This is a genomic window from Staphylococcus sp. GDY8P47P, from assembly GCF_016892225.1.
GTDB lineage: Bacteria > Bacillota > Bacilli > Staphylococcales > Staphylococcaceae > Staphylococcus > Staphylococcus borealis.
In genome coordinates this window covers 34,093-57,145 of sequence record NZ_JAFENV010000021.1, presented here as the reverse complement: position 1 = coordinate 57,145, position 23,053 = coordinate 34,093, and the positions used below count along the sequence as shown (strand labels likewise).

The window sequence follows — 23,053 nt, the reverse complement described above, 5'->3', positions numbered from 1 at the left end:
TGCTGGGGTCCCGACTCCCAACTTACTTTGCTTGTAGAATTTCTTAGTGAAATTCTCTTTGTTGGGGCCCCGCCCGCAAGGATGACTAGAACTGAAAAAAGCTTGATTTAAGCGCATTTTCAAATCGGTCATCTACTATCAAAACAATAAAATAGGCTGAGACACTTTATTATGTCTCAGCCTACTCATTTAATATTATTATATTGCTAACTTAAGCAGTTACCCATTGTGATGGACCTGCAGTGTTATATAATTTAACAGCAGCTGCATCTTGAACATGTTCTGGTGCTTGTGCTGGTGATACACCTTTATATTGAGCAGGTGCTACTGAATCCCAAGTTGATTGTAAGAATTGATATTTACCTGCTGCACCTGAACTTGGATTAATAGCAGTAATGTCGCCACCTGATTCACGTTGTGCAATTTGTTGTAAATGACTGTTTACATTTACAGAAGAACCACTTGAAGCAGTGTTACTTGAAGCACTTGAGTTAGAAGTTGTAGCTTCAGTTTGTGGTTGTTGTGTTTGTTCAGTTTGTGGTGCTTGTTGTACTTGTGTTGGTTGAGCTTGACTAGATTGTTGTGAAGAAGCTACTTGTTCAGCTGAAGTTTGGTTAGTAGCAGCTGATGCTTGTTCACTAACATCTTGTTGTGGTGAAACTAAGCCTGTTTGTGCATAGTTCCAACTCCAGTTAGTGCCATCTGATTCGAAATGATAAGTGAAACCTTCATAATCAAATGTTACGTTATATGCACCTTCTTGGATAGGGCTATTATTTAATGATTGATCATTTGATTGTGCTAATTGTGCTAATTCAGCTTTATTTACTTGAGCTTCGCTAGCATCTGCGTGTCCAGCGTTGCCAGCAACTACTCCTAAACCTACTGCTAATGATGAAGCAATAATTGTCTTTTTCATAATTATATATATCCTCCTAGATTTGTTTGTGTCTTAATAATAAATTTTACAAGTAACACTTTAACATCCATAAAACCATAGTAGGTTACAGTGAAATAAAAAAAGCCAGTACTTTTTTACATCCAAATTACAAACGTACTGTAACTCTATTTTTTAGTTATGGACTTTCATGACGGTTTTGAGTAGCGATATGTATACGTATCTCTTGTAATACTAATGAAATCTTTCAGATAATTACACTAAAAAATTTAAGAACCTCTCTTATAAAATTGATAATATAAGAGAGGCCATGAGTATAATTAAAGAAGTTATTTATAGTAAATAGGGATGGAGTTAATAGAACATTAGTTTATATCAATCACTTCTAGGTGATCGTATGAATAAGTGTCTTCATTGAATGAGGTGTCAGGGAGAATATCATTATTTTTGGATTTGGGGGACATAAATTTAATTGTTTCAACATATAATTCAGTCACAAAGTGCGTTTGGCCCTCTTTATCGTATTTACGTGATCTCATTTGACCAGTAATACCTACTAAAGCGCCTTGATCAGTATACAATTCAATATTGGTAGCTGTTTTACCAAAAGCTTTACAAAATATATAATCACAAGCTATTTCATTGTTGTCATCTTTATAATTACGTTCTGTTGCAACACAGAACGTGGCTATCTTCACCTTCTCTTTCTCAAATATTTGTGCCTTTTTGGTCAACCGACCTACTATCACAATCTTGTTTAGCATGTGTCACCTCCTTCTACAACTATAGTATTCATTTATAACTATGGCGTCAAAATTCTATTTTTAAGATTTTTATTCCTATTAATACTCAAAGTTTGATATATTTAAAGAAAATAATTGTAAAACTCATATTAGATTATTGATAATTTCATTTTTTGCATAATTTTAATTTTTTTGGGGATGTGATGAAGTGAAGACATTTAAAGCTGTACGTTTTCAAATTGTTAATGAAAATGGAGGTATAACTGAGTTTGAGCTAGAAGATGGTGTAATCATCAATAAAGAAAATAGTGGTACTGGTTGGCTTCTAGAAGTTGTCATTTCAAATGCACACTATGAAACGATGAAAAAATATTATGATGATCAAACACTACTAGATATTAGAGTCGTGATAACACGCCCTTCGAATGATCCTGCACTTTTTGATGCTACAATCAGAAGTATTTCTGAATTTGAAACAACAATGTCAATTGTATTAGATTGTCATATTTACACCTTACGACAAGTTTATGCAGAGAGTTTATTAGAACAATTAGTTGATGAAGGACTGTCAGGTGAAGAATTAAAAGTAACATTTAATCGTATGATGCAATCTAAACCTAAACTAAAAGAAGAAAAATTTGAAAGAGAATAAAACAGGAGTGGAACACATTTCAATGTTCCACTCCTATTTATATTGATTATAAAAGGATGTTTTGGTTTAAGCATCTTGGATAGCGAAAGTTAATTCACAACTACAAGCGAGTTGGCCATCTACCGTAGCCTTTGCTGTACCTTTTCCGATTGGACCTTTGATTTTAGTAATTTCTACCTCTAACATTAGCGTATCACCAGGCGTTACTTGTTTTTTAAATCTACATTTATCAATTCCAGCGAACAATGCAATTTTTCCTTTATTCTCTTCGCTGTTAAGCATAGCAACAGCACCTGTTTGTGCTAATGCTTCAGTAATTAATACACCAGGCATAACAGCATAATCTGGGAAGTGCCCTTGGAAAAATGGTTCATTACCAGATACTTGTTTTAGTCCAACACATCTCTTACCCTCTTCATATTCAACTACACGATCAATAAGTAAAAATGGTTGTCTATGTGGGATAATTTGCTTAATTTGATTATAATCGAAAATTGTTTCCATAATGTATGTCCTCCAGAAGTATTATAAAGTGAGTATACGATTAATCATTTACTCGTTCAATATTAGCACCTAATGACTTTAATTTCTCATGGAAATTAACATAACCGCGGTCTAAATGTTTTAATTCTGTAACCTGAGTTGTACCATCAGCTACTAAGCCAGCTAAAATTAATGCTGCCGCTGCTCTTAAATCTGTTGCTTTAACTTGAGCACCTTGCAATTGACTCTTACCTTGAATTTTAGCACTTCTACCTTCTACAGTAATATTTGCATTCATACGCTTAAATTCTGCAACATGCATGAATCTATTTTCAAAGACAGTTTCCGTAATGACTTTATGTCCTTCAGCAGTTAATAATAACGCCATCATTTGTGATTGCATATCTGTTGGGAACCCAGGGTGTGGAAGTGTTTTGACATCAACTGGTTTAAGATCACCCTCTGCCGTAACACGAACGCCATCTTCTTGGAAATCTAAATTAACGCCCATTTCTTCAAGTTTATAAATTAGACTCGACATATGTTCTTTTACTGCGTCTCTAACAAATACATCACCACGCGTAATAGCAGCTGCTATGATTAAAGTACCAGCTTCAATTCTGTCAGGAATGATTGAATGTTCTACACCTTTCAACTTATCAACACCATGAATCGTAATGGTATCAGTACCTGCTCCGGTTACTTTACCACCCATTTCATTAATATAATTTGCTAAATCAACAATTTCAGGCTCTTTGGCAACATTTTCAATCACTGTTTTACCTTTAGCAAGTGACGCTGCCATAATGATGTTTTGTGTTGCACCGACACTTGGGAAATCTAAATGAATGTCTGTACCTTTCAAGCCGTCTTTTGTGCTAGCGTAAATATTCCCATTCTCTAGATGTATTTCTGCACCTAATGCCTCAAACCCTTTAATATGTTGCTCTATTGGACGAGCACCGATTGCACAGCCACCTGGTAATGCAACGATAGCATGACCTAAACGTGCTAACAAAGGACCCATAACTAAGATGCTTGCTCGCATTTTACTAACATACTCATAAGGGGCTTCTTCTTTTAAAGTTGTTGATGCATCTACTGTAACTGCACCTTCTTCTTTATTATATTCAACTTTCGCATTTAAAGTTGATAATACATTGTTTATCGTTACTACATCGCTTAAATCTGGTACATTAACAAGTTTACTTTTTCCTTCTGAAGCTAATAGTGACGCAGTTAATACTGGTAATACTGCATTCTTAGCTCCTTCAACTTTAACTTCTCCAGTTAGGCGATTGCCACCTTCAATTACTATTTTATCCATATTAATCCTCCACTTTAAACTCCTATTACTATCTTCATTTCCCGATTTTCAATCAATTATTTATTTATTATATCTATTTTTAAAAAGAATTTACAATAATCTCATTATTGAAATAAAAATTTCACTTGAGTTGAAAATTGTAATAAATCAATTAAAAAATTGCTTACGGCTGTACCCAATAAGATGGCTAAAAACATTAGACATACTTGTACTTGAGTAGCGTAACCTTTTTTAAAAATTTGATCTAATTTGAGAGAGTTTAAGGCCCAATAAGCTATACATATACACAAAACATGTAAAACCAAGTGTATGATCGCAAACTGTCCAATATAATCCATGACTTTCTCTCCTTTTAGATTTCTGTACTATATTGTACATTAAAAATGCACAGAATGATACTAAACTTGACTATCATAGAACACAAAAAAAGGTTTGAAAACTAAATTTAGTTTTCAAACCTTTTTAATTATTTTAATTCTGCTACGCGTAAGCGGTTTTCAGCTCTAGCCAACGCTCGTTTAGCTCTGTTTATATCACTGTTATCCTGATCGTCCAAATGAGATTGTGCTCTTTGACGTGCTAATTTAGCTCGTTCAACATCTATCTCACTGGCAGTTTCAGCTGTTTGAACAATGACAGATACTTTATGTTGTCTAATTTCAACAAAGCCACCACTAACAGCTATATATTCAGTACCATTTCTAAAGTTCACTTTAACATGGCCTGTTTTTAATGCGGCAACTGTCGGAATATGCCCACTCATGACACCCATTTCACCAGCTGTTGTTTGAAAAACAACTAGTTCAACGTCATCTTTTTCGTAGACTGAACCATTAGGAGTGACAATATCAAGATTAACTGTACTCATTATCTATACCTCCTAATTGTTTAGACTTCAACACCCATATCTTTTGCTTTGGCAATTACATCTTCCATACTACCAACTAAACGGAAAGCATCTTCAGGAATATGGTCGTATTTACCATCTAAAATCGCTTTGAAATCAGCTACTGTCGTTTTAACAGGTACATATGAACCTTTTTGACCAGTAAATTGTTCTGCAACGTGGAAGTTTTGTGATAAGAAGAATTGAATTCTACGTGCACGTTCTACTGTAAGTTTATCTTCTTCTGATAACTCATCCATACCTAAAATTGCGATAATATCTTGCAATTCTCTATATTTTTGAAGTGTTGATTGAACATCACGTGCCACTTCATAATGCTCTTGACCAACAATTGCTGGTTCTAACGCTCTTGATGTAGACGCTAATGGATCCACGGCTGGATAGATACCCATTTCTGTTAATTTACGTTCAAGGTTAGTTGTCGCATCTAAGTGAGCGAATGCAGTTGCTGGCGCTGGGTCAGTATAGTCATCGGCTGGTACGAATACGGCTTGGATTGATGTTACAGAACCTTTATTCGTTGATGTAATACGTTCTTGTAATTGACCCATTTCTGTAGCTAATGTAGGTTGATAACCTACGGCAGAAGGCATGCGTCCTAATAAAGCTGATACTTCAGAACCTGCTTGAGTAAATCTGAAAATGTTATCGATGAATAAAAGTACGTCTTGTCCTTGTTCATCACGGAAATACTCAGCCATTGTTAATGCAGATAAAGCTACACGCATACGCGCACCGGGTGGCTCGTTCATTTGACCAAATACCATCGCTGTTTTCTTGATAACACCACTATCTCTCATTTCATAGTAAAGGTCATTACCTTCACGTGTACGTTCACCTACACCAGCGAATACAGAGATACCACCGTGTTCTTGTGCGATGTTATTAATTAATTCTTGAATTAATACGGTTTTACCAACTCCGGCACCACCGAATAGTCCGATTTTACCACCTTTAATATAAGGTGCTAGTAAGTCTACAACTTTAATTCCAGTTTCAAGAATTTCCACTTCAGTAGATAATTCATCAAAATTAGGTGATTGTCTATGAATTGGATCACGTCTCACTGAACTATCTAATTTATCTTCTAAATCAATTGTATCACCTAAGACGTTAAATACACGACCTAGCGTTACTTCACCAACTGGCACTGAAATATCTTGTCCAGTGTTTTGAACTTCCATGCCTCGTTGAACACCATCTGTTGAATCCATAGCGATTGTACGAACAACGTCATCACCTAGTTGTAATGCAACTTCAAGTGTTAATTCAAAAGTACCATCTTCTTTAGGAACTTCAATGATTAAGGCGTTATTAATTTCAGGTACTTCATTATGTTCAAAACGAACGTCAATAACAGGACCCATAACCTGAGTTACACGGCCATTACCCATGTTGTTTCCTCCTTTAAAATATTATTCAAGTGCTGCGGAACCACCAACAATTTCAGTAATTTGTTGTGTGATTTCAGCTTGTCTCGCTCTATTATATTGTAATGATAAGTCATCAATAAGTTCAGTCGCATTATCAGAAGCATTTTTCATTGCAGTCATTCTCGCTGCATGTTCACTAGCCTTAGCATCTAAAATCGTTCCATAAATTAAACTTTCAACATATTGAGGAAGAATAACACTTAGGATAGATTCTTTATCCGGTTCAAATTCATAAGAAGACATTTGACCTTGACCTTGGCTAGAATCTTCTCGAGATAATGGTAAAACTTGTTTAGTCGTTGGTTTATTTTCAAGAACACTAACATAATGACTATAATAAATTTTTAATTCATCAATATGTTCTTCACTAAATAAGTCAATCGCATGTTTCGCAATTGCTTGTATTGATTTGAATGAAGGTTGATCGGGAACATCAACAAGTGAATTCTCAATTTCATAACCTCTATTTTTAAGGAAATCAACACCAGATTGACCTAATACAATAATGCTATATTCATCACTATTAGAATGTTTTTCACTAATATCATTAATCAGTCGTTTTAAGACATTTGAACTGTATGCACCTGCTAAGCCTTTGTCACTAGTAATTACTAAGTAACCACTACGTTGAACTTGTCTAGGTCTTAACATAGGATGACTAGAGTGTTTACTCGCTCCTGCAATTGCAGTAATCGCATCCTGCATTTTTTCCATATAGGGTTCAAATTGCTTTGTGTTTTTTTCAGCTCGACGTAATTTTGAACTTGATACCATGTTCATTGCTTTGGTAATTTGTTTCATTTTTTTCGTCGATTTGATACGACCATCTATCTCTTTTAATGAAGCCATTATCTCACCACCCTTTCAATTTAAAGTTTAATTATTCAGATTTGCTAAAGCTTTTCTTGAATTCATTAATTGTAGCTTCAAATTTATCGTCAGATGGTAAGGCACCAGTTTCTCTAATTTCATTTAATAAGTCAGAACCATTTGATTTCGCCCAACTATTTAATTCGTCTTCGAAACGTGTAATATCCTCAACAGGAATATCATCTAAATAACCTTTTGTTAAGGCATATATAATTAAAACTTGGTTTTCAACAGGTAATGGTTTGTTTTGGTCTTGTTTCAACACTTCAACCGTACGTTTACCTCTTTCAAGTTTTCTGGCTGTGAATTCATCTAAATCAGAACCGAATTGCGCAAATGATTCTAACTCTCTATAAGAAGCTAAGTCTAAACGTAGCGTTCCTGCTACCTTCTTCATTGCTTTGATTTGAGCAGATCCACCTACACGTGAAACTGATTGTCCCGCATTAATCGCAGGTCTTACACCTGAGAAGAATAAGTCAGATTGTAAGAAGATTTGTCCATCTGTAATTGAAATTACGTTAGTTGGTACATATGCAGAAATATCCCCTGCTTGTGTTTCGATAATTGGTAACGCCGTAATTGAGCCGCCACCTAAATCATCATTTAATTTGGCTGCTCTTTCTAATAATCTACTATGTAGATAGAAAACATCACCAGGGTAAGCTTCACGACCTGGAGGTCTACGTAAAAGTAATGATAACTCACGGTATGCTGCCGCTTGTTTTGTAAGATCATCATAAACGATTAATACATGCTTACCATTAAACATGAATTCCTCACCCATAGTTACACCAGAATAAGGTGCAATATAAAGTAATGGTGAAGGTTCAGATGCTGAAGCTGAAACAACAATAGTGTAATCTAATGCGCCAGCTTGACGTAATTTTTCTACATTTGCACGTACAGTTGAATCTTTTTGACCAATTGCTACGTAAATACAAATTGTATCTAAACCTTTTTGGTTTAAGATTGTATCAATACCGATTGTTGTTTTACCTGTTTGTCTATCTCCGATAATTAACTCACGTTGACCACGTCCGATTGGAACTAATGCGTCAATCGCTTTAATACCAGTTTGAAGTGGTTCGTCAACAGATTTACGAGCCATTACACCTGTTGCTTTTTGTTCAACAGGGCGTGTTTTTGTTGTATTGATAGGACCTTGTCCATCAATAGGTTGACCTAATGGGTTAACAACGCGACCAATAAGTTCTTCCCCTACTGGAACTTCCATAATACGTCCAGTACGTCTAACTTCGTCGCCTTCAGTAATTTCAGTATATGGTCCTAAAATAACTACACCCACATTTGATTCTTCAAGGTTTTGAGCTAAACCAAGAACACCATTTGAGAACTCTACTAGCTCACCAGCCATACAGTCATTTAATCCGTGAATTAATGCGATACCGTCACCAATTTGGAGTACCGTACCTACATCAGTTACAGACATTTCAGACTCATAATTTTCAATTTGTGAGCGAAGTAATGCACTGATTTCTTCAGCTTTTATGGCCATCTATGTCACTCCTCTTTATTTTAGTTTACTCTTCTAAATTTGCGTTCGATTTGTTCTAAATCTTTTTTAACACTGCCATCTAGCACAGTAGTACCAACTTTAACTCTAAATCCTCCAATTAATTCAGGATTTATTTTCGTAGTAATATGTACTTGTGATAAATTCGTTTGTTTTAAAATTAAGTCTTTAATGCGACTAAGTTCATCGTCACTTAATTGATAAACTGATTCAACAATGGCTGAATCTTCATTATGATACTCATTGTATAAACTTTTAAATTCTTTAAAAATTGAATTAATCAGTACTAAATGACGATTATTAGCTAATATCATTAGCATATTTTTTAAGTAATAGTTAGCATCTCCAAAAACGATACCAACAAATTTGCGTCTTTCAGAAGCCGGTTGGTTAGGATTTGAGTCAATTGCTCTTAAATCTTCATCATAGTTTTTTGTGGCTTCACTAACTATACTAAGTTCTTCGTACATTAAGTCTAATCTTTCTTTATCGATAGCGACGTCAAATAATGCTTTAGCGTATTTACTTGCTACATTTGCCATTATTTATCGCCTGCCTCTTTTAAATACTTATCAACAAGTTCTTTTTGATCTTGTTCTGAAATTTCTTTTTGAAGTACTTTAGATGCAATCAATACTGATAACTCAGACACTTGATTGTTAATATCTGCTAATGCACGTTCTTTCTCGCTATTGATTTCACTTTGAGCAGTTTCAATCATACCGTTTGCACGAATATTTGCTTCATGAATGATTTCTTCATGTTGTTTACGTGCTTGAACTCTAGCATCTTCTAAAATACGTTGAACTTCATCTTGAGTTTGTTTTAGTGTCTTTTTATTTTCTTCTTCAAGTTTTTGTGCATTTAATTTTGCTTCTTCAGCTTCATCAATGTCTCTATTGATGTCACGTTCACGTTTGTCCATTACTTCTTTTAATGGACCCCAAGCAAATTTCTTAAGTAGTGCTAATAAAATAGCAAATGTGATTACTGTAACAATGACAGTACCCCATTCAACACCACCACCTGCTGCACCTAAAACGAATGAATTAGTTAATGCATTCACTGGCATTTGACACTCCTTTCATAATTAATCACCACTTGCCATTAAATAAAACGAACGGCGAAGATCCAAGTGACTTCGCCATGAAATTTTCTTATTGGAAAAGAGTCATGAATGCGATTACAACACCGATGATAGGTAATGCCTCAACTAAACCAATACCGATGAACATGATACTCATTAATTGTCCACGTGCTTCTGGTTGACGAGCTACACCTTCTACTGTTCTTGAAACGATAAGACCGTTACCGATACCTGCGCCTAGTGCTGATAAACCAATTGCAATTGCTGCTGCGATTAAACCCATATTAATAATTCCTCCTAAAATGTTTGTTTAAGTTAATGTGTGTCCGCTACTTTGTGGGACATGTAAACCATTGAAAGCATGATAAATATATATGCTTGGATTGAGCCGACAAAGATAGAGAATCCTTGCCATACGATTAAACCTGGAATACCTATAATCCAACCCCAAGCACTGCTTACAACTAAGCCGGCTAATAAAGAAAGTAATAATTCACCGGCAAATATATTACCGTATAAACGTAGACCAAGTGTTAATGTTGAAGAGAATTCTTCAAAAACATTGATAATTGCTAATGGCCAGAATGGTTTAAAGTAATTACCTATGTAAGCTTTAGTTCCACGCATTTTCACACCATAATAGTGTGTAAGTAATATCATCATAGTTGATAATGTCAATGTGACAGTTGCGTCAGCTGTTGGAGATTTCCACCATAGATAATGATCTTTAGTCACTATAGCAAATGGTAGTCCTAACATGTTTGCAACAAAGATAAATAAAATCAATGTTACTGCTAAGAAGTGAAACTGACCACCTTTTTTCCAAGCCATATTACTCTCTATGATGCTTCTTACAAAGTCAAAGATCCATTCGATAAAATTCTGTTTACCTGATGGTCTTTTCTTTAGATTACGCGTACAAATAATAGCTATTAGAAAAACAATGATTGCTGTAATAACTAACATCATGATGCTTGCTAAATTGAAAACGAGATCAAAACCAAATACATTCCAACTTACGAGCGGGTTTTTGTGATCCATGTACTCACCTCTTTCTTTATTAAAATTTTAATTCTTAAGCAGTAGAGGGCGTAAAATGATTAAAACATAAGAAAACATAAGACCAATCATTACCCCAATAATATTGACATTATCTTTAAATAAAAACCATATTACGCACGCAATGATAGCGACTAAGTACCTCCAAGTATTGCCCGTAGAAATATGTATGTTATCTGGTTGCTTTGCCCGAGATAAATATAATTCGAAAATATAGGTATTTATTAAAGATCCAAATGTTCCTATTATTAATCCTAGAATAAAAGGATTTGGAATAACGATATACAACACAGCCAATATAATTAAAAAATAAATATAATATTGAATGAATTGTTTAAATATGATGCTGAAACGCCTCATTTTTCTCCTCCAAATTAACTTATGACAACCATGTAAACCGTTCCACTCATACAAATTTAATAATAATATAGGGTAAATAGTGTGTCAATTCTATTCAAATTGTTGTAAAAATTAACTCTTTTATCGTCACAAAATGTTCACAATTTAAAATTTTTTTATGATTTGAAAGGCTCTGGTGAATTTGATGTCAAACCAAAATAATATTTTATACTCTCACAAATTCTTATAGATGCTTTACCATCACCATAAGGATTTTGAGTTTGTGACATTTGATTATAAATTATTTCGTTATCCAATAATTCTGCCGTTGTATTATGCACATTTTCAAAATCCGTTCCAATTATTTTCAAAGTGCCCGCTGCTACACCTTCTGGTCTCTCGGTTACATCTCTAAGCACCAAGACAGGTTTATTCAATGAAGGTGCCTCTTCTTGAATACCACCTGAATCCGTCAAGATTAAATAGGCGTTACTTACGAAGTTGTGGAAGTCTACAACGTCTAATGGTTCAATTAATTCAATACGCTCATGATCACCTAAATACTTATAAGCTAGTGACCTTACTTTAGGATTCAGATGTAGTGGTGATACAATGACCACATCTTCATATTCATCAACAATAGTGCGCATTGCTTTATAAATCTCAATCATTGGCTGTCCAATATTTTCTCTTCGGTGAACAGTTAATAGGATAATACGTTTATTTTGATGTTTTGTGATTATATCTGATGTATATTCCTTTTGGACCGTTAATTTAAGTGTATCAATAGCAGTATTTCCAGTAATAATTACTGTGTCTGGATTTTTCTGTTCTTGAAGCAAATTATTCGCTGCACCTTTAGTAGGCGCAAAATGCAGGTCGGCTAGATTACTTACCATTTGCCTATTCATCTCTTCTGGGAAAGGTGCATATTTACGTCGTGTTCTTAAACCAGCTTCTACGTGACCAACAGGTACCTGATTATAAAAAGCAGCTAGTGCACCTGAAAATGTAGTAGTGGTATCACCATGGACGAGCACCATATCCGGTTTTTCTTTTTTAATAATTTCTTCAAGTTGCGTCATTGCTCTTGATGTAATGTCTGATAGCGTTTGACCTTCCTTCATGATATTCAAATCATAATGTGGCTCGATGTTGAAAGTTTGTAAGACCGAATCTAACATTTCGCGATGCTGAGCAGTTACAACAATCATTGGTTCTAACTCAGCATCACACTCGAGTGCCTTCACTAAAGGTGCCATCTTAATTGCTTCTGGTCTAGTACCAAAGACTGTCATAATCTTTCTCATACATAAACTCCTATACCTATTTTGTACCGAACAATCTGTCCCCAGCATCACCTAAACCTGGTGTAATATATGCTTTATCATTTAATTTTTCGTCTAATGCTGCAATATAGATATCGACATCATCGTGCGCTTCTTGCATTTTTTCAACACCCTCTGGTGCAGCAATAAGGCACATGAATCTAATATTTTTAGCACCGCGTTTCTTCAACGAATTAATTGCTTCGATTGCTGATGCTCCAGTAGCTAACATTGGGTCTACCACAATGATTTGTCTCTCATCAATATCTTGTGGAAGTTTAGCAAAGTATTCTACTGCTTCCAATGTTTTAGGATCACGGTATAAACCAATGTGACCAACACGTGCCGCTGGGACTAAGCTTAATACACCATCTGTCATCCCTAAACCGGCTCTAAGAATTGGAACGATTGCTAATTTTTTACCAGCTAATCTTTTTGCAGTCATAGTTGTTACTGGCGTTTTAATTTCAACATCTTGAAGTTCTAAGTCTCTAGTAACCTCATACGCCATTAACATGCCGACTTCATCAACAAGTTCTCTAAATTCTTTAGTTCCCGTATTCATATCACGGATATAACTTAATTTGTGTTGAATTAGTGGGTGATCAAATACATGTACTTTACTCATTTATATTGCCTCCAAAATTTTATAAATTATTCATATAGCGGATATTTAGCTGTTAAACGACTTACCCTTTCTCTTGCTTCTTTCAATTTTGTATCATCATTAGGGTGTTTAAGTGCTAAGCTAATAATACGACCAACTTCTTTGAATGCTTCTTCATCAAAGCCTCTTGTTGTAGCAGCTGGTGTGCCTAAACGTATACCACTTGTTACAAAAGCTTTTTCTTGGTCAAATGGAATTGTATTTTTATTACATGTTATTCCAATTGAATCTAATGTCGCTTCCGCTTCTTTACCTGTAACATTAACTGAGTTTTTAACATCTACAGATACTAAATGGTTATCAGTGCCACCTGACACAATTCTAAAGCCCTCTTCTTTCAACGTTTCAGAAAGCACTTTAGCATTTTTGACGACTTGCTCTTGATACGTTTTAAAGTCTTGTTCAAGTGCTTCACCGAATGCGACTGCTTTAGCAGCAATGACATGTTCTAAAGGTCCACCTTGTATTCCAGGGAATATTGTTTTATCTATATCCTTCTTATACGCTTCTTTACAAAGAATTAATCCACCACGTGGGCCACGTAAAGTTTTATGCGTTGTTGTTGTTACAAAATCAGCATATTCTACAGGATTTGGATGTAAACCTGCTGCAACTAAACCAGCGATATGAGCCATATCAACCATTAATTTAGCGCCAACTTCATCAGCGATTTCTTTGAACTTTTTAAAATCAAGTTGTCTTGAATACGCTGAAGTTCCTGCAACGATTAATTTAGGCTTGTGTTCATGTGCTAATTGACGCACAACGTCATAGTCAATTTTTTCAGTTTCTTTATCTACACCATAATCTACAAAGTTGTAGAATTTACCACTGAAATTAACTGGTGAACCATGCGTTAAATGACCACCATGACTCAAATTCATACCTAAAACAGTATCACCCATCTCTAAAGCGACAAGATATACTGCCATATTGGCTTGAGACCCTGAGTGGGGTTGCACATTTACATGCTCCGCACCAAATAATGCTTTCGCTCTTTCAATTGCAATCGTTTCAGTTACGTCAACATAATCACAACCACCATAGTAACGACGACCTGGATAGCCTTCAGCATATTTGTTAGTCATCACAGAACCCTGGGCTTCCATCACCGCTTCAGATACAAAGTTTTCAGATGCGATTAATTCAATGTTGTTATTTTGCCTATTATATTCATTTTGAATTGCTTCATAGACAGCTTTATCTTGATTTTGGATATATGACATATAAAATCCCCCTTTACACTTTCTAGCTTATTCGTATTTAGCTCGTTCACCACCGATTTTCTTAGGTCTTGATGTAGCTATCGTAACAATAGCTTCACCAACTTGTTTGACACTTGTTCTAACCGGTACACAAACGTGTTTAATATGCATTCCAATTAATGTTTGACCAATATCAATACCCTTAGGGACTGAAATATGTTCAACTACGATTGGATCATTCATTTGCTTATAAGCATAAGTTGCAAGACTTCCACCTGCGTGAACATCAGGAACAACTGATACTTCTTCCATCGTTAGCGGATTGAAATCTTCACGTTCAATTGTAACTGCTCTGTTAATATGCTCACAGCCTTGAAATGCAAAAGAAACACCAGTCTCTTGTTTTACTTGTGCTAATGCACTAAAGATTTCCTCTGCAACTTCCATCGATCCTACAGAACCTATCTTTTGTCCTATAACTTCAGAAGTCGAACATCCTATCACGCAAAGTTCATCTTTCTTGAAAAAAGATTGCGCCTTAAGTTCATCAAGCAACGTTTTAAGTTCTTGCATTGAAATCTCCACCTCAATTACATAATTAAAAAGAAGCATAGCAAACTAGCTATACTTCTTTATTATAACTTATTTAACGCTTAACATATACTAATTGTATAATATTTCGCTTTATGAATCTGACTGTAATTTACTTATTAAGTGTTGAAGCTCTTTAAATGTTTGTCGGTATGTTTCAATACTACCGCCAAACGGATCGCCAATATCGCCTGATTCCCCAACATATTCACCAAGTTGATAAATGCGACCATTATCATCATAACTATAAATAAGTTGTTGTTTATGCATTTCAGTCATTGTTAATATTAAATCGCTTTCTAAATCCGCCTTACTAAATTGCTTGGCCCGCGTAGGTTCTGGCAATTCATGCTCAGCGATGACTTTAAGTGATTCAGGTGAAATAGATTGTCCATCTACTGCAAATAACCCTCTTGAATTAATAACGTCTTTTTCGAGTATTTTCTTTGCAATACTTTCTGCCATCGGACTACGACACGTATTTCCTGTACACACAAATGTTATTCTCATAATGTTTCACCTCTAACTAAGTGATTTCCTGTAGCTTTACGCATTCTGTTCATAATTGCCTCTGTTGCATCTGTTTTATCAAATGCATAAATATATGCCTCATGTATTTCTGAATTTTCATCGATATCATGGAGTATTTTAAACAAATTATGATTGGCTTGTTTCGTATCATGCTGATCTTTACAGAGCGAAATAAATATGGCATCACTAGGGACAAAGTGTTTTAAATTATCCGGTAAAATAAAAGCGGTATGCGTCCAATCTTTAACAGTTGTAATAGGTTTACTTAGATTTGTCAACATTGTTACAGGTGTTTCAGGAGCATAGTGCTTATATTTCATACCAGGTGCTATCGGTTTGCTTGTCGTATCATATTGATAATGTTCAACACTTCCAGGCAAGACTTCATTAATCATTGATTGTGTAATTGCTCCTGGTCTGGCTATTCTAAATGGGAACTGTGTGCAATCGAGTACAGTACTTTCTAGGCCTTCTTCACTTTGATCTCCATTAACGATTCCATCTATCTTCCCATTTAAATCGGTATAAACATGTTGAAACGTCGTAGGTGAAGGTCTACCACTGACATTAGCACTTGGCGCAGCAATTGGCATATCCGTATATTGGAGTATTGCACGGCCAATGGGATGACTTGGCATACGTACAGCGATGGATTGCAAACCACCTGTCACTTTGTTACAGAGATACCCAGGCTTTAAAGGTAAAATAAATGAAATCGGGCCTGGCCAAAATTCATCCATCAAGCATTTTGCCTCACTTGGTAAATGAGACACAAAATCATCAATTTGAGAGATGTCATGAATATGTACAATTAATGGATTGTCGGAAGGTCGACCCTTGGCTTGATATATATTTGAAACGGCTTGTTGGTTTCGGGCATCAGCACCCAACCCATATACTGTTTCTGTCGGAATTGCAATTAAACCACCATCTTGATATATCTGCTTTATTTTGTCTAATTCCGGATAATCTAATGGCGCATTTTGATATTGACGCATATCCCATAAATTCGTTTTCATCAAGGTCACTCCTCCATCATTTTTATTCATATATAGGAAAAGAAGAGTCGGGGACATAAATAATATAATAATGCTATTTAGCAAATTCGCAGTAGTTGACTGAACTGAGAAGGCCCTTAAATCAAGCTTTCCTCAGTTCTAGTCACCTTTGCAGGGGTGGGCGGGGCCCAGCAAAAAGAATTTCATCAAGAAATTCCATAATCAAACCAAGCTGGGGCGGGACTACGAAATCATTTTAATATCTATTCCGTTTCCTTTGAGTTTCACCATTTAAATGATACGATTCTATCATTTCCATTTATATCTTTGATAACTTTAACATCCAATTTAGGATATTTTTCTAAAATGATACTTCTTAATTTCTCACCTTGATTATAGCCAATTTCAAAGGTCACATAAGCATCATCATTGAGCACTTGAGGTAAGTCGTTAAGGATTGATTCATAAATAGCATAGCCCTTATTTTCTGCGAATAATGCTTTATGGGGCTCGTATTTTACAACTGTAGGTGCCATTGTATCCATCTCATCAACATCAATATATGGTGGATTGGAAATAATACCATCCAATTTAATATTATGTTGGATAAACGGTTTCAAGGCATTGCCTTTCAAGAAATGGATATCCACCTCATGATTGTGCGCATTATCAGTAGCGATATCTATGGTTTCTTGAACGATATCTGTTGCATAAACAGTAAAGTCATTATTTAGCTTTTTTAATGTAACAGCCAATACACCACTACCCGTTCCAACATCAGCAATTGTTGTGCTTGAGTTACAATGCTCAAGAAAATGCAACATTACTTCCTCGGTTTCAGGTCGTGGAATTAAACAATGTTCATTGACTTGAAATTGGTAGCCATAAAAAGATTGAAATCCAACAATATATTGGATTGGTTCTCCTAAAAGCATTCGTTCAGTCGCCAGCGAAAACTTAATTTCTTCTGCTTTTGACATATCATCATACATATGAATTAAATAATCCGTTCTTGACCACCCAAATAAATCAAGCATTAACCATTCCGCTCTTGATTGTTCGTACCCTTTTTCTACAGCTTGTTTGATAGCACTATCTAATTTTTCTTTAAAGTTCACCATTGTTAAGTTCTTTCAATTTCTCAGTTTGTTCAGATAAAGTTAAAGCATCAATAATTTCATCTAACTTACCTTCCATAATTTGGTCTAACTTTTGTAATGTTAAACCTATTCTATGGTCTGTCACACGACTTTGTGGATAGTTATATGTTCTAACACGTTCAGATCTATCACCAGTTCCTACTGCTGATTTACGTTGTGCCGCATATTTTTGTTGTTCTTCTTGTAATTTCATATCATATAGACGTGCTTTTAATACTTTCAGAGCTTTTTCACGGTTTTGAATTTGTGATTTTTCAGAAGATGTCGCAATCACACCCGTTGGTAAGTGTGTAATACGTACAGCTGAGTCAGTAGTATTGACGTGCTGACCACCTGCACCACTTGAACGATATGTGTCTATTTTCAAATCTTCATTGCGAATTTCAATTTCAACATCTTCTACTTCAGGCAGTACAGCAACTGTTGCTGTTGACGTATGAATTCGGCCACCTGATTCTGTTTCTGGTACACGTTGAACACGATGTGCACCATTTTCAAATTTTAATTTACTGTATGCACCGTTCCCAGAAACTGAGAAACTAATTTCTTTGTAACCACCATGGTCACTTTCAGCTGCTTCAACTATTTCCGTTTTAAAGTTTTGAGATTCTGCATATTTACTATACATTCTTAGTAAATCTCCCGCAAAGATGGCTGCTTCATCTCCACCTGCAGCTGCTCTAATTTCAACGATAACGTCTTTTTCATCGTTAGGGTCTTTTGGTATTAGTAAGAATTTAAGCTGTTCTTCTAATTCAGGAATCACACTTTTCAAGCTAGCGCTTTCCTCTTTTAACATTTCGATTTCTTCTTTATCATCTGTTTCGTTTAACATGTCATCAATTTCAGCTATTTCTTCTTTTTTACTTTTATAGTCTCTATATACATCAACTGTTTTTTGTAAATCAGCTTGTTCTTTTGAATATTTGCGTAACTTGTCTGGATCATTTACGATTTCAGGGTCACTTAACATCTCATTGAGTTGTTCATATCTTTCTTCAACGATATCTAATTGATCAAACACTACATTTCCTCCTCGTCACTTGTACTTGGTGCTACTATATGATGTGCTCGACATCTCGGTTCATAACTTTCATTTGCGCCTACTAAAATGATAGGATCATCAACTTTAGCTGGTTGTCCATTGATTAAGCGTTGTGTTCTACTCGATGATGAGCCGCATACTGCGCAAACAGCTTGCAGTTTAGTAACCTGTTCACTTACCGCCATAATTTGAGGCATTGGTTCAAATGGTTCTCCTCTAAAATCCATATCTAAGCCTGCTACCACAACTCGATGACCATTTTCTGCAAGCTTCTCAACTATATTTACAATTTCTTTATCAAAAAATTGAATTTCATCAATGCCAATGACATCAACTTGAGATAAATCATGCAACAATATATCTCTAGATGTCGAAATATTAATTGCTTCTAATTCATTTCCGTCATGAGAAACAACTTTTTCTTTGTGATAACGATCATCAATCGCTGGTTTAAACACTACTACTTTTTGTTTAGCGTATATGCCTCTTCTTAATCTACGAATAAGTTCTTCTGACTTACCGCTAAACATACTTCCAGTAATGCATTCAATCCAACCGGAATGGTAAGTTTCATACATTATAAGTTCCACCTTTTACAAAAACATAATCGCTTAATTATATCATATTTCTATGTATTATAACTATCTCTTTAAAGACTACTTAAATTTAAAAAAACTGCCTACGCGATTCTATATAAAATAGACTAGGCAGACAGTTTAAACTTATAATTAGTTGTTGTTTGATTTGAGACCAAACTTTTTGTTGAAACGTTCCACACGACCATCCGCAGCAGCGAATTTTTGACGTCCTGTGTAGAATGGATGTGAATCTGAAGATACATCTAAACGAATAACTGGGTATTCATTGCCATCTTCCCATTCCATTGTTTCTGAAGATGTTTTAGTTGAACCACTTAAAAATTTAAAGTTTGTTGTTGTATCTAAAAAGATAACTTTGTGATAATCAGGATGGATTCCTTGTCTCATTATTTTCAGCTCCTTTGCCCTGAACCATCTGGAACAGAGTTATTTGTGAGTTTTTTACCCAATACTTGGTAATTATAATAGTTATTAGATTAAAACGCAACCCTCAAACAGATATTCATTAAATAATTGGTTTACCTGTTTTTGTACTTTCTTCTGCAGCCTTTTGTAATTGCTCGAAAAATTCTTTATTACTTTTAGAGCGTTTAAGTTTTCTAATGAACCTTTCAGTGAAATCTGTAGAATCCGTAAACATGTTTCTTAATTGCCATAATGAATCTAGTTCAGATTTACTAATTAATAATTCTTCTTTACGTGTAGAACTTCTTCCAATATCAATTGCTGGGAAAATTCGACGTTCAGACAATTTACGATCAAGATGGAGTTCCATATTTCCTGTTCCTTTGAACTCTTCATAAATCATATCATCCATACGTGAACCCGTTTCTACTAATGCAGTAGCTAATATTGTTAAGCTCCCACCTGCTTCAATATTACGTGCAGCACCAAAAAATGCTTTAGGCTTGTGTAATGAAGCGGGATCAAGTCCACCTGATAGTGTTCGTCCACTTGGTGGTATAACAAGGTTATATGCTCTTGCCAATCGAGTTATTGAGTCCATTAGAATAATCACATCTTGACCAATCTCAACTAAACGTTTAGCACGTTCTAATAATAATTCAGCTACTTTTACATGGTGTTGAGGTGGCTCATCAAAAGTTGAATGTACTACTTCAGCAGATTCAACAGAGCGTTCAATATCAGTGACTTCTTCTGGTCGTTCCCCTACTAATAAAACAAACAATTTCGCATCAGGTTTATTTTTGCAAATCGCATTAGCAATCTCTTTTAATAATGATGTTTTACCAGCTTTTGGTGGCGCAACGATAAGTCCACGTTGACCTAAACCAATTGGTGTAACTAAATCCATAATACGTGTTGAATAATTTTGGGGTTCTGTTTCTAAAACGATTCTTTCCTCAGGATAAAGAGGTGTTAAAGCTTGAAAGTGAGGGCGTTTTTTTACAACTTCAGCATTTTCGTCATTAACAAAGTCTACTTGTAATAAACCATAATATTTTTCATTATCTTTGGGTTTACGCACTTTACCAGTTACTTTGTCACCACGTTTGATTTCAAAACGGCGAATTTGACTTGCAGATATATAAATGTCCTTTTCACCTTTTGAATAATTAACTGTTCTTAAAAATCCATAGCCATCAGGTTGGATATCATCCAAGACACCCTCCATGTAGTAGTTCCCATCTTTTTCCATTTGGGCTTCCATAATAGCTAATACTAATTCACTCTTATTTAACTTACTATAATTTGTAAGTTTTAACGATTTGGCTTTCTGTGTTAATTCTTTCGTTGTGTAGTTTTTATACAATTCATGAAACGACTCATATTGCGGAGATGTACGTACTTTTTCAGGCATAAATTGCACCCATTTCTTATATATTTATAAAGACTTAAATTTGACTTGAAAAGAAATATTTCCATATAGATTCACTTCGATAAATCACAAAATCTATTGTGGATATTTCATATATTACTTTTTAAAGTCTTGAATACTAGAATTAATATAGCAAATTTTCAATTTAAATACAAAACGATTTTATTAAATTTCCAAAAATAAAACAGCTCATGGAACTAAAAATATCCCATGAACTGTTATAAATGACAAATTAATTAATTTTTAAAATTAACTGAAATAGCCGGCAATTGATTTCACTTCTAAGAATTCTTCAATTCCGTAATCGCCCCACTCACGGCCGATACCAGATTGTTTGTAACCGCCAAACGGTAAATCAGGTTGATTGCCAGCCTCATTGATTTCAATTCGTCCAGCTTCAATTGAGCGTGCTACTTTTTGAAGTGTTTCTTTATCTTTACCAATTACGTAACCTGCTAATCCATATTTTGTATCATTCGCAATTTTAATTGCTTCATCTAAGTCATTATAAGTGATAACAGAGGCAACTGGACCAAAGATTTCTTCTTGCGCAATGGTCATATCGTTATCAACATTAATGAAAATAGTTGGTCTTGCAAAGTAACCTTTATTTAATCCTTCTGGTTTACCAGGACCACCATAGAATAATTCGGCGCCTTCTTCAATCCCTTTATCAATATAAGATTGAACTGTATCAAATTGTTTTTTACTAATAATTGGACCGACTTGAGTGCCTTCTTCACGTGGATCGCCAACTTTAACTTTACTAAATTCTTCTTTTAGTGCGGTTAAGAAATCTTCTTTTTTACTTTCTGGTATCAAAATACGTGTACCAGCAGTACAAACTTGACCTGTATTATTAACTACTTTGCCTGTAGTCGCTTTTGCAGCTTCCTTAACATCAACATCATCTAAAACGATATATGGTGATTTACCACCTAATTCAAGTGATACTTTCTTGAAATCTTTAGAAGCCTTTTCCATAATTTTAGAGCCTGTACGACCTGAACCAGTAAATGACATCATTCTGACTTTAGGATGTTCACTTAGAGGATTACCGACACCTTCACCGTCACCGTTTACTAGATTGAATACACCTTTAGGCACGCCTACTTTATCAAAAATTTCAGCTAAAATAACGGCTGCAAATGGTGTTTCTTCAGAAGGTTTTAGAACTACAGGACTTCCTGCTGCAAATGCAGCGGCTAATTTCAATGACGTTTGATTAGTTGGGAAGTTCCATGGTGTCACTAATCCTGAAACACCTATCGCTTCTTTAGTTACTAATGCATCGCCACGTCTTTCATCAAATTCAAATGAATCTAACGCTCTGCTAGCTTCTTGGAAATGATCTAATCCCATTTGATAATGCACATTTTCAGATAATGTGAGTGGTGCACCAAGTTCATCTGTAATGGCTTCTATAATGTCTTGTTTTCTATTTTTATATTCTTCTACAATTTTATCTAATAGTTCTTTTCTTTCTTTTACTGAGCTATGACGAAATTCTAAATATACGTTATTTGCAGCTTCTACTGCTTTGTCTACGTCGTTAGCATTACCTTTAGCTACCTTACCAATGACTTCTTCTGTTGCTGGATTAATTACTTCAATTGTTTCATTACTATCGCTATCAACCCATTCGCCATTGATATATTGTTGCGTATAATTTCTCATCAATGCTTCACTCCTTAAGAATCGTTATATCATGTGTGTACCTTTTTTTAACGAGAATTAAACATACCATGTCAGTA

General features: G+C 35.0%; 27 protein-coding genes. 1 reads left to right on the top strand and 26 read right to left on the bottom strand.

Annotated elements, in window-relative coordinates; genetic code table 11:
• Positions 1 to 211: 211 nt before the first annotated feature.
• Positions 212 to 919 carry a transglycosylase family protein gene (locus JVV30_RS09560; RefSeq protein WP_070854361.1) on the bottom strand — a complete coding sequence of 236 codons (708 nt, stop codon included), beginning with the start codon at positions 917 to 919 and terminating at the stop codon, positions 212 to 214.
• A gap of 344 nt (positions 920 to 1,263) precedes the next feature.
• A complete protein-coding gene (locus JVV30_RS09555) occupies positions 1,264 to 1,662 on the bottom strand; it encodes a single-stranded DNA-binding protein (protein WP_204194055.1) in 399 nt (132 codons plus the stop codon).
• A gap of 187 nt (positions 1,663 to 1,849) precedes the next feature.
• Between JVV30_RS09555 and JVV30_RS09550 the strand changes: the two genes are divergently transcribed.
• The gene (locus tag JVV30_RS09550; RefSeq protein ID WP_053031178.1) at positions 1,850 to 2,293 is read left to right on the top strand and encodes a YwpF-like family protein; all 444 of its coding nucleotides are present in this window, start codon (positions 1,850 to 1,852) and stop codon (positions 2,291 to 2,293) included.
• 66 nt (positions 2,294 to 2,359) lie between these two features.
• Here JVV30_RS09550 and fabZ read toward each other — a convergent pair whose 3' ends face one another.
• The 24 genes from fabZ to JVV30_RS09430 form a co-directional block, all read right to left on the bottom strand.
• The gene (gene fabZ, locus JVV30_RS09545) at positions 2,360 to 2,797 is read right to left on the bottom strand and encodes a 3-hydroxyacyl-ACP dehydratase FabZ (protein WP_016931213.1); all 438 of its coding nucleotides are present in this window, start codon (positions 2,795 to 2,797) and stop codon (positions 2,360 to 2,362) included.
• A gap of 40 nt (positions 2,798 to 2,837) precedes the next feature.
• Positions 2,838 to 4,103: a UDP-N-acetylglucosamine 1-carboxyvinyltransferase gene (gene murA / locus JVV30_RS09540; RefSeq protein ID WP_070854362.1), complete on the bottom strand. Its 1,266-nt coding sequence runs from the start codon at positions 4,101 to 4,103 to the stop codon at positions 2,838 to 2,840.
• Positions 4,104 to 4,207: 104 nt separating this feature from the next.
• Positions 4,208 to 4,441 carry a DUF1146 family protein gene (locus JVV30_RS09535; RefSeq protein ID WP_070854364.1) on the bottom strand — a complete coding sequence of 78 codons (234 nt, stop codon included), beginning with the start codon at positions 4,439 to 4,441 and terminating at the stop codon, positions 4,208 to 4,210.
• 128 nt (positions 4,442 to 4,569) lie between these two features.
• Complete coding sequence (locus JVV30_RS09530) at positions 4,570 to 4,971, bottom strand: F0F1 ATP synthase subunit epsilon (protein WP_053031172.1); 402 nt, start codon at positions 4,969 to 4,971, stop codon at positions 4,570 to 4,572.
• 20 nt (positions 4,972 to 4,991) lie between these two features.
• Positions 4,992 to 6,404: a F0F1 ATP synthase subunit beta gene (gene atpD, locus JVV30_RS09525; RefSeq protein ID WP_053031170.1), complete on the bottom strand. Its 1,413-nt coding sequence runs from the start codon at positions 6,402 to 6,404 to the stop codon at positions 4,992 to 4,994.
• Positions 6,405 to 6,425: 21 nt separating this feature from the next.
• Entirely contained in the window at positions 6,426 to 7,292 is an 867-nt protein-coding gene (gene atpG, locus JVV30_RS09520) for an ATP synthase F1 subunit gamma (RefSeq protein ID WP_070855627.1), read from the bottom strand.
• Between the two features lie 31 nt (positions 7,293 to 7,323).
• On the bottom strand, positions 7,324 to 8,832 hold the full coding sequence (atpA, locus tag JVV30_RS09515; protein WP_053031165.1) for a F0F1 ATP synthase subunit alpha: 1,509 nt from the start codon (positions 8,830 to 8,832) through the stop codon (positions 7,324 to 7,326).
• Between the two features lie 20 nt (positions 8,833 to 8,852).
• On the bottom strand, positions 8,853 to 9,392 hold the full coding sequence (locus JVV30_RS09510; RefSeq protein ID WP_204194052.1) for a F0F1 ATP synthase subunit delta: 540 nt from the start codon (positions 9,390 to 9,392) through the stop codon (positions 8,853 to 8,855).
• Positions 9,392 to 9,922: a F0F1 ATP synthase subunit B gene (locus JVV30_RS09505; RefSeq protein WP_016931216.1), complete on the bottom strand. Its 531-nt coding sequence runs from the start codon at positions 9,920 to 9,922 to the stop codon at positions 9,392 to 9,394. Before JVV30_RS09505 ends, JVV30_RS09510 begins: the two co-directional genes overlap by 1 nt.
• An 85-nt stretch (positions 9,923 to 10,007) precedes the next feature.
• Complete coding sequence (gene atpE, locus JVV30_RS09500) at positions 10,008 to 10,220, bottom strand: F0F1 ATP synthase subunit C (protein WP_011275238.1); 213 nt, start codon at positions 10,218 to 10,220, stop codon at positions 10,008 to 10,010.
• 32 nt (positions 10,221 to 10,252) lie between these two features.
• A complete protein-coding gene (gene atpB / locus JVV30_RS09495) occupies positions 10,253 to 10,978 on the bottom strand; it encodes a F0F1 ATP synthase subunit A (protein WP_011275237.1) in 726 nt (241 codons plus the stop codon).
• Between the two features lie 27 nt (positions 10,979 to 11,005).
• The gene (locus JVV30_RS09490) at positions 11,006 to 11,356 is read right to left on the bottom strand and encodes an ATP synthase subunit I (protein WP_053031161.1); all 351 of its coding nucleotides are present in this window, start codon (positions 11,354 to 11,356) and stop codon (positions 11,006 to 11,008) included.
• Positions 11,357 to 11,511: 155 nt separating this feature from the next.
• A complete protein-coding gene (gene wecB, locus JVV30_RS09485; protein WP_070855629.1) occupies positions 11,512 to 12,645 on the bottom strand; it encodes a non-hydrolyzing UDP-N-acetylglucosamine 2-epimerase in 1,134 nt (377 codons plus the stop codon).
• 16 nt (positions 12,646 to 12,661) lie between these two features.
• A complete protein-coding gene (gene upp / locus JVV30_RS09480) occupies positions 12,662 to 13,291 on the bottom strand; it encodes a uracil phosphoribosyltransferase (RefSeq protein WP_053031159.1) in 630 nt (209 codons plus the stop codon).
• A gap of 26 nt (positions 13,292 to 13,317) precedes the next feature.
• Positions 13,318 to 14,556, bottom strand: coding sequence for a serine hydroxymethyltransferase (glyA, locus tag JVV30_RS09475; protein ID WP_070855630.1), 1,239 nt, complete (start codon positions 14,554 to 14,556; stop codon positions 13,318 to 13,320).
• Between the two features lie 27 nt (positions 14,557 to 14,583).
• On the bottom strand, positions 14,584 to 15,108 hold the full coding sequence (locus JVV30_RS09470) for a TIGR01440 family protein (RefSeq protein WP_070855631.1): 525 nt from the start codon (positions 15,106 to 15,108) through the stop codon (positions 14,584 to 14,586).
• A 111-nt stretch (positions 15,109 to 15,219) separates the two neighbouring features.
• Entirely contained in the window at positions 15,220 to 15,636 is a 417-nt protein-coding gene (locus JVV30_RS09465) for a low molecular weight protein arginine phosphatase (protein ID WP_070855632.1), read from the bottom strand.
• Positions 15,633 to 16,676, bottom strand: coding sequence for an L-threonylcarbamoyladenylate synthase (locus JVV30_RS09460; RefSeq protein ID WP_204194050.1), 1,044 nt, complete (start codon positions 16,674 to 16,676; stop codon positions 15,633 to 15,635). The genes JVV30_RS09465 and JVV30_RS09460 overlap by 4 nt, the downstream gene beginning before the upstream one ends.
• Before the next feature lie 263 nt (positions 16,677 to 16,939).
• Positions 16,940 to 17,776: a peptide chain release factor N(5)-glutamine methyltransferase gene (gene prmC / locus JVV30_RS09455; protein ID WP_204194048.1), complete on the bottom strand. Its 837-nt coding sequence runs from the start codon at positions 17,774 to 17,776 to the stop codon at positions 16,940 to 16,942.
• Positions 17,763 to 18,839, bottom strand: coding sequence for a peptide chain release factor 1 (prfA, locus tag JVV30_RS09450; RefSeq protein ID WP_053031148.1), 1,077 nt, complete (start codon positions 18,837 to 18,839; stop codon positions 17,763 to 17,765). Before prfA ends, prmC begins: the two co-directional genes overlap by 14 nt.
• Positions 18,839 to 19,438, bottom strand: coding sequence for a thymidine kinase (locus tag JVV30_RS09445; protein ID WP_053031146.1), 600 nt, complete (start codon positions 19,436 to 19,438; stop codon positions 18,839 to 18,841). Before JVV30_RS09445 ends, prfA begins: the two co-directional genes overlap by 1 nt.
• Before the next feature lie 150 nt (positions 19,439 to 19,588).
• Complete coding sequence (locus JVV30_RS09440; protein ID WP_011275226.1) at positions 19,589 to 19,846, bottom strand: type B 50S ribosomal protein L31; 258 nt, start codon at positions 19,844 to 19,846, stop codon at positions 19,589 to 19,591.
• Between the two features lie 118 nt (positions 19,847 to 19,964).
• Positions 19,965 to 21,281 (bottom strand): transcription termination factor Rho, encoded by a 1,317-nt coding sequence (rho, locus tag JVV30_RS09435; RefSeq protein ID WP_053031144.1) that lies wholly within the window; start codon positions 21,279 to 21,281, stop codon positions 19,965 to 19,967.
• Between the two features lie 267 nt (positions 21,282 to 21,548).
• Positions 21,549 to 22,976 (bottom strand): aldehyde dehydrogenase family protein, encoded by a 1,428-nt coding sequence (locus JVV30_RS09430; protein WP_070855636.1) that lies wholly within the window; start codon positions 22,974 to 22,976, stop codon positions 21,549 to 21,551.
• Positions 22,977 to 23,053: the final 77 nt, after the last annotated feature.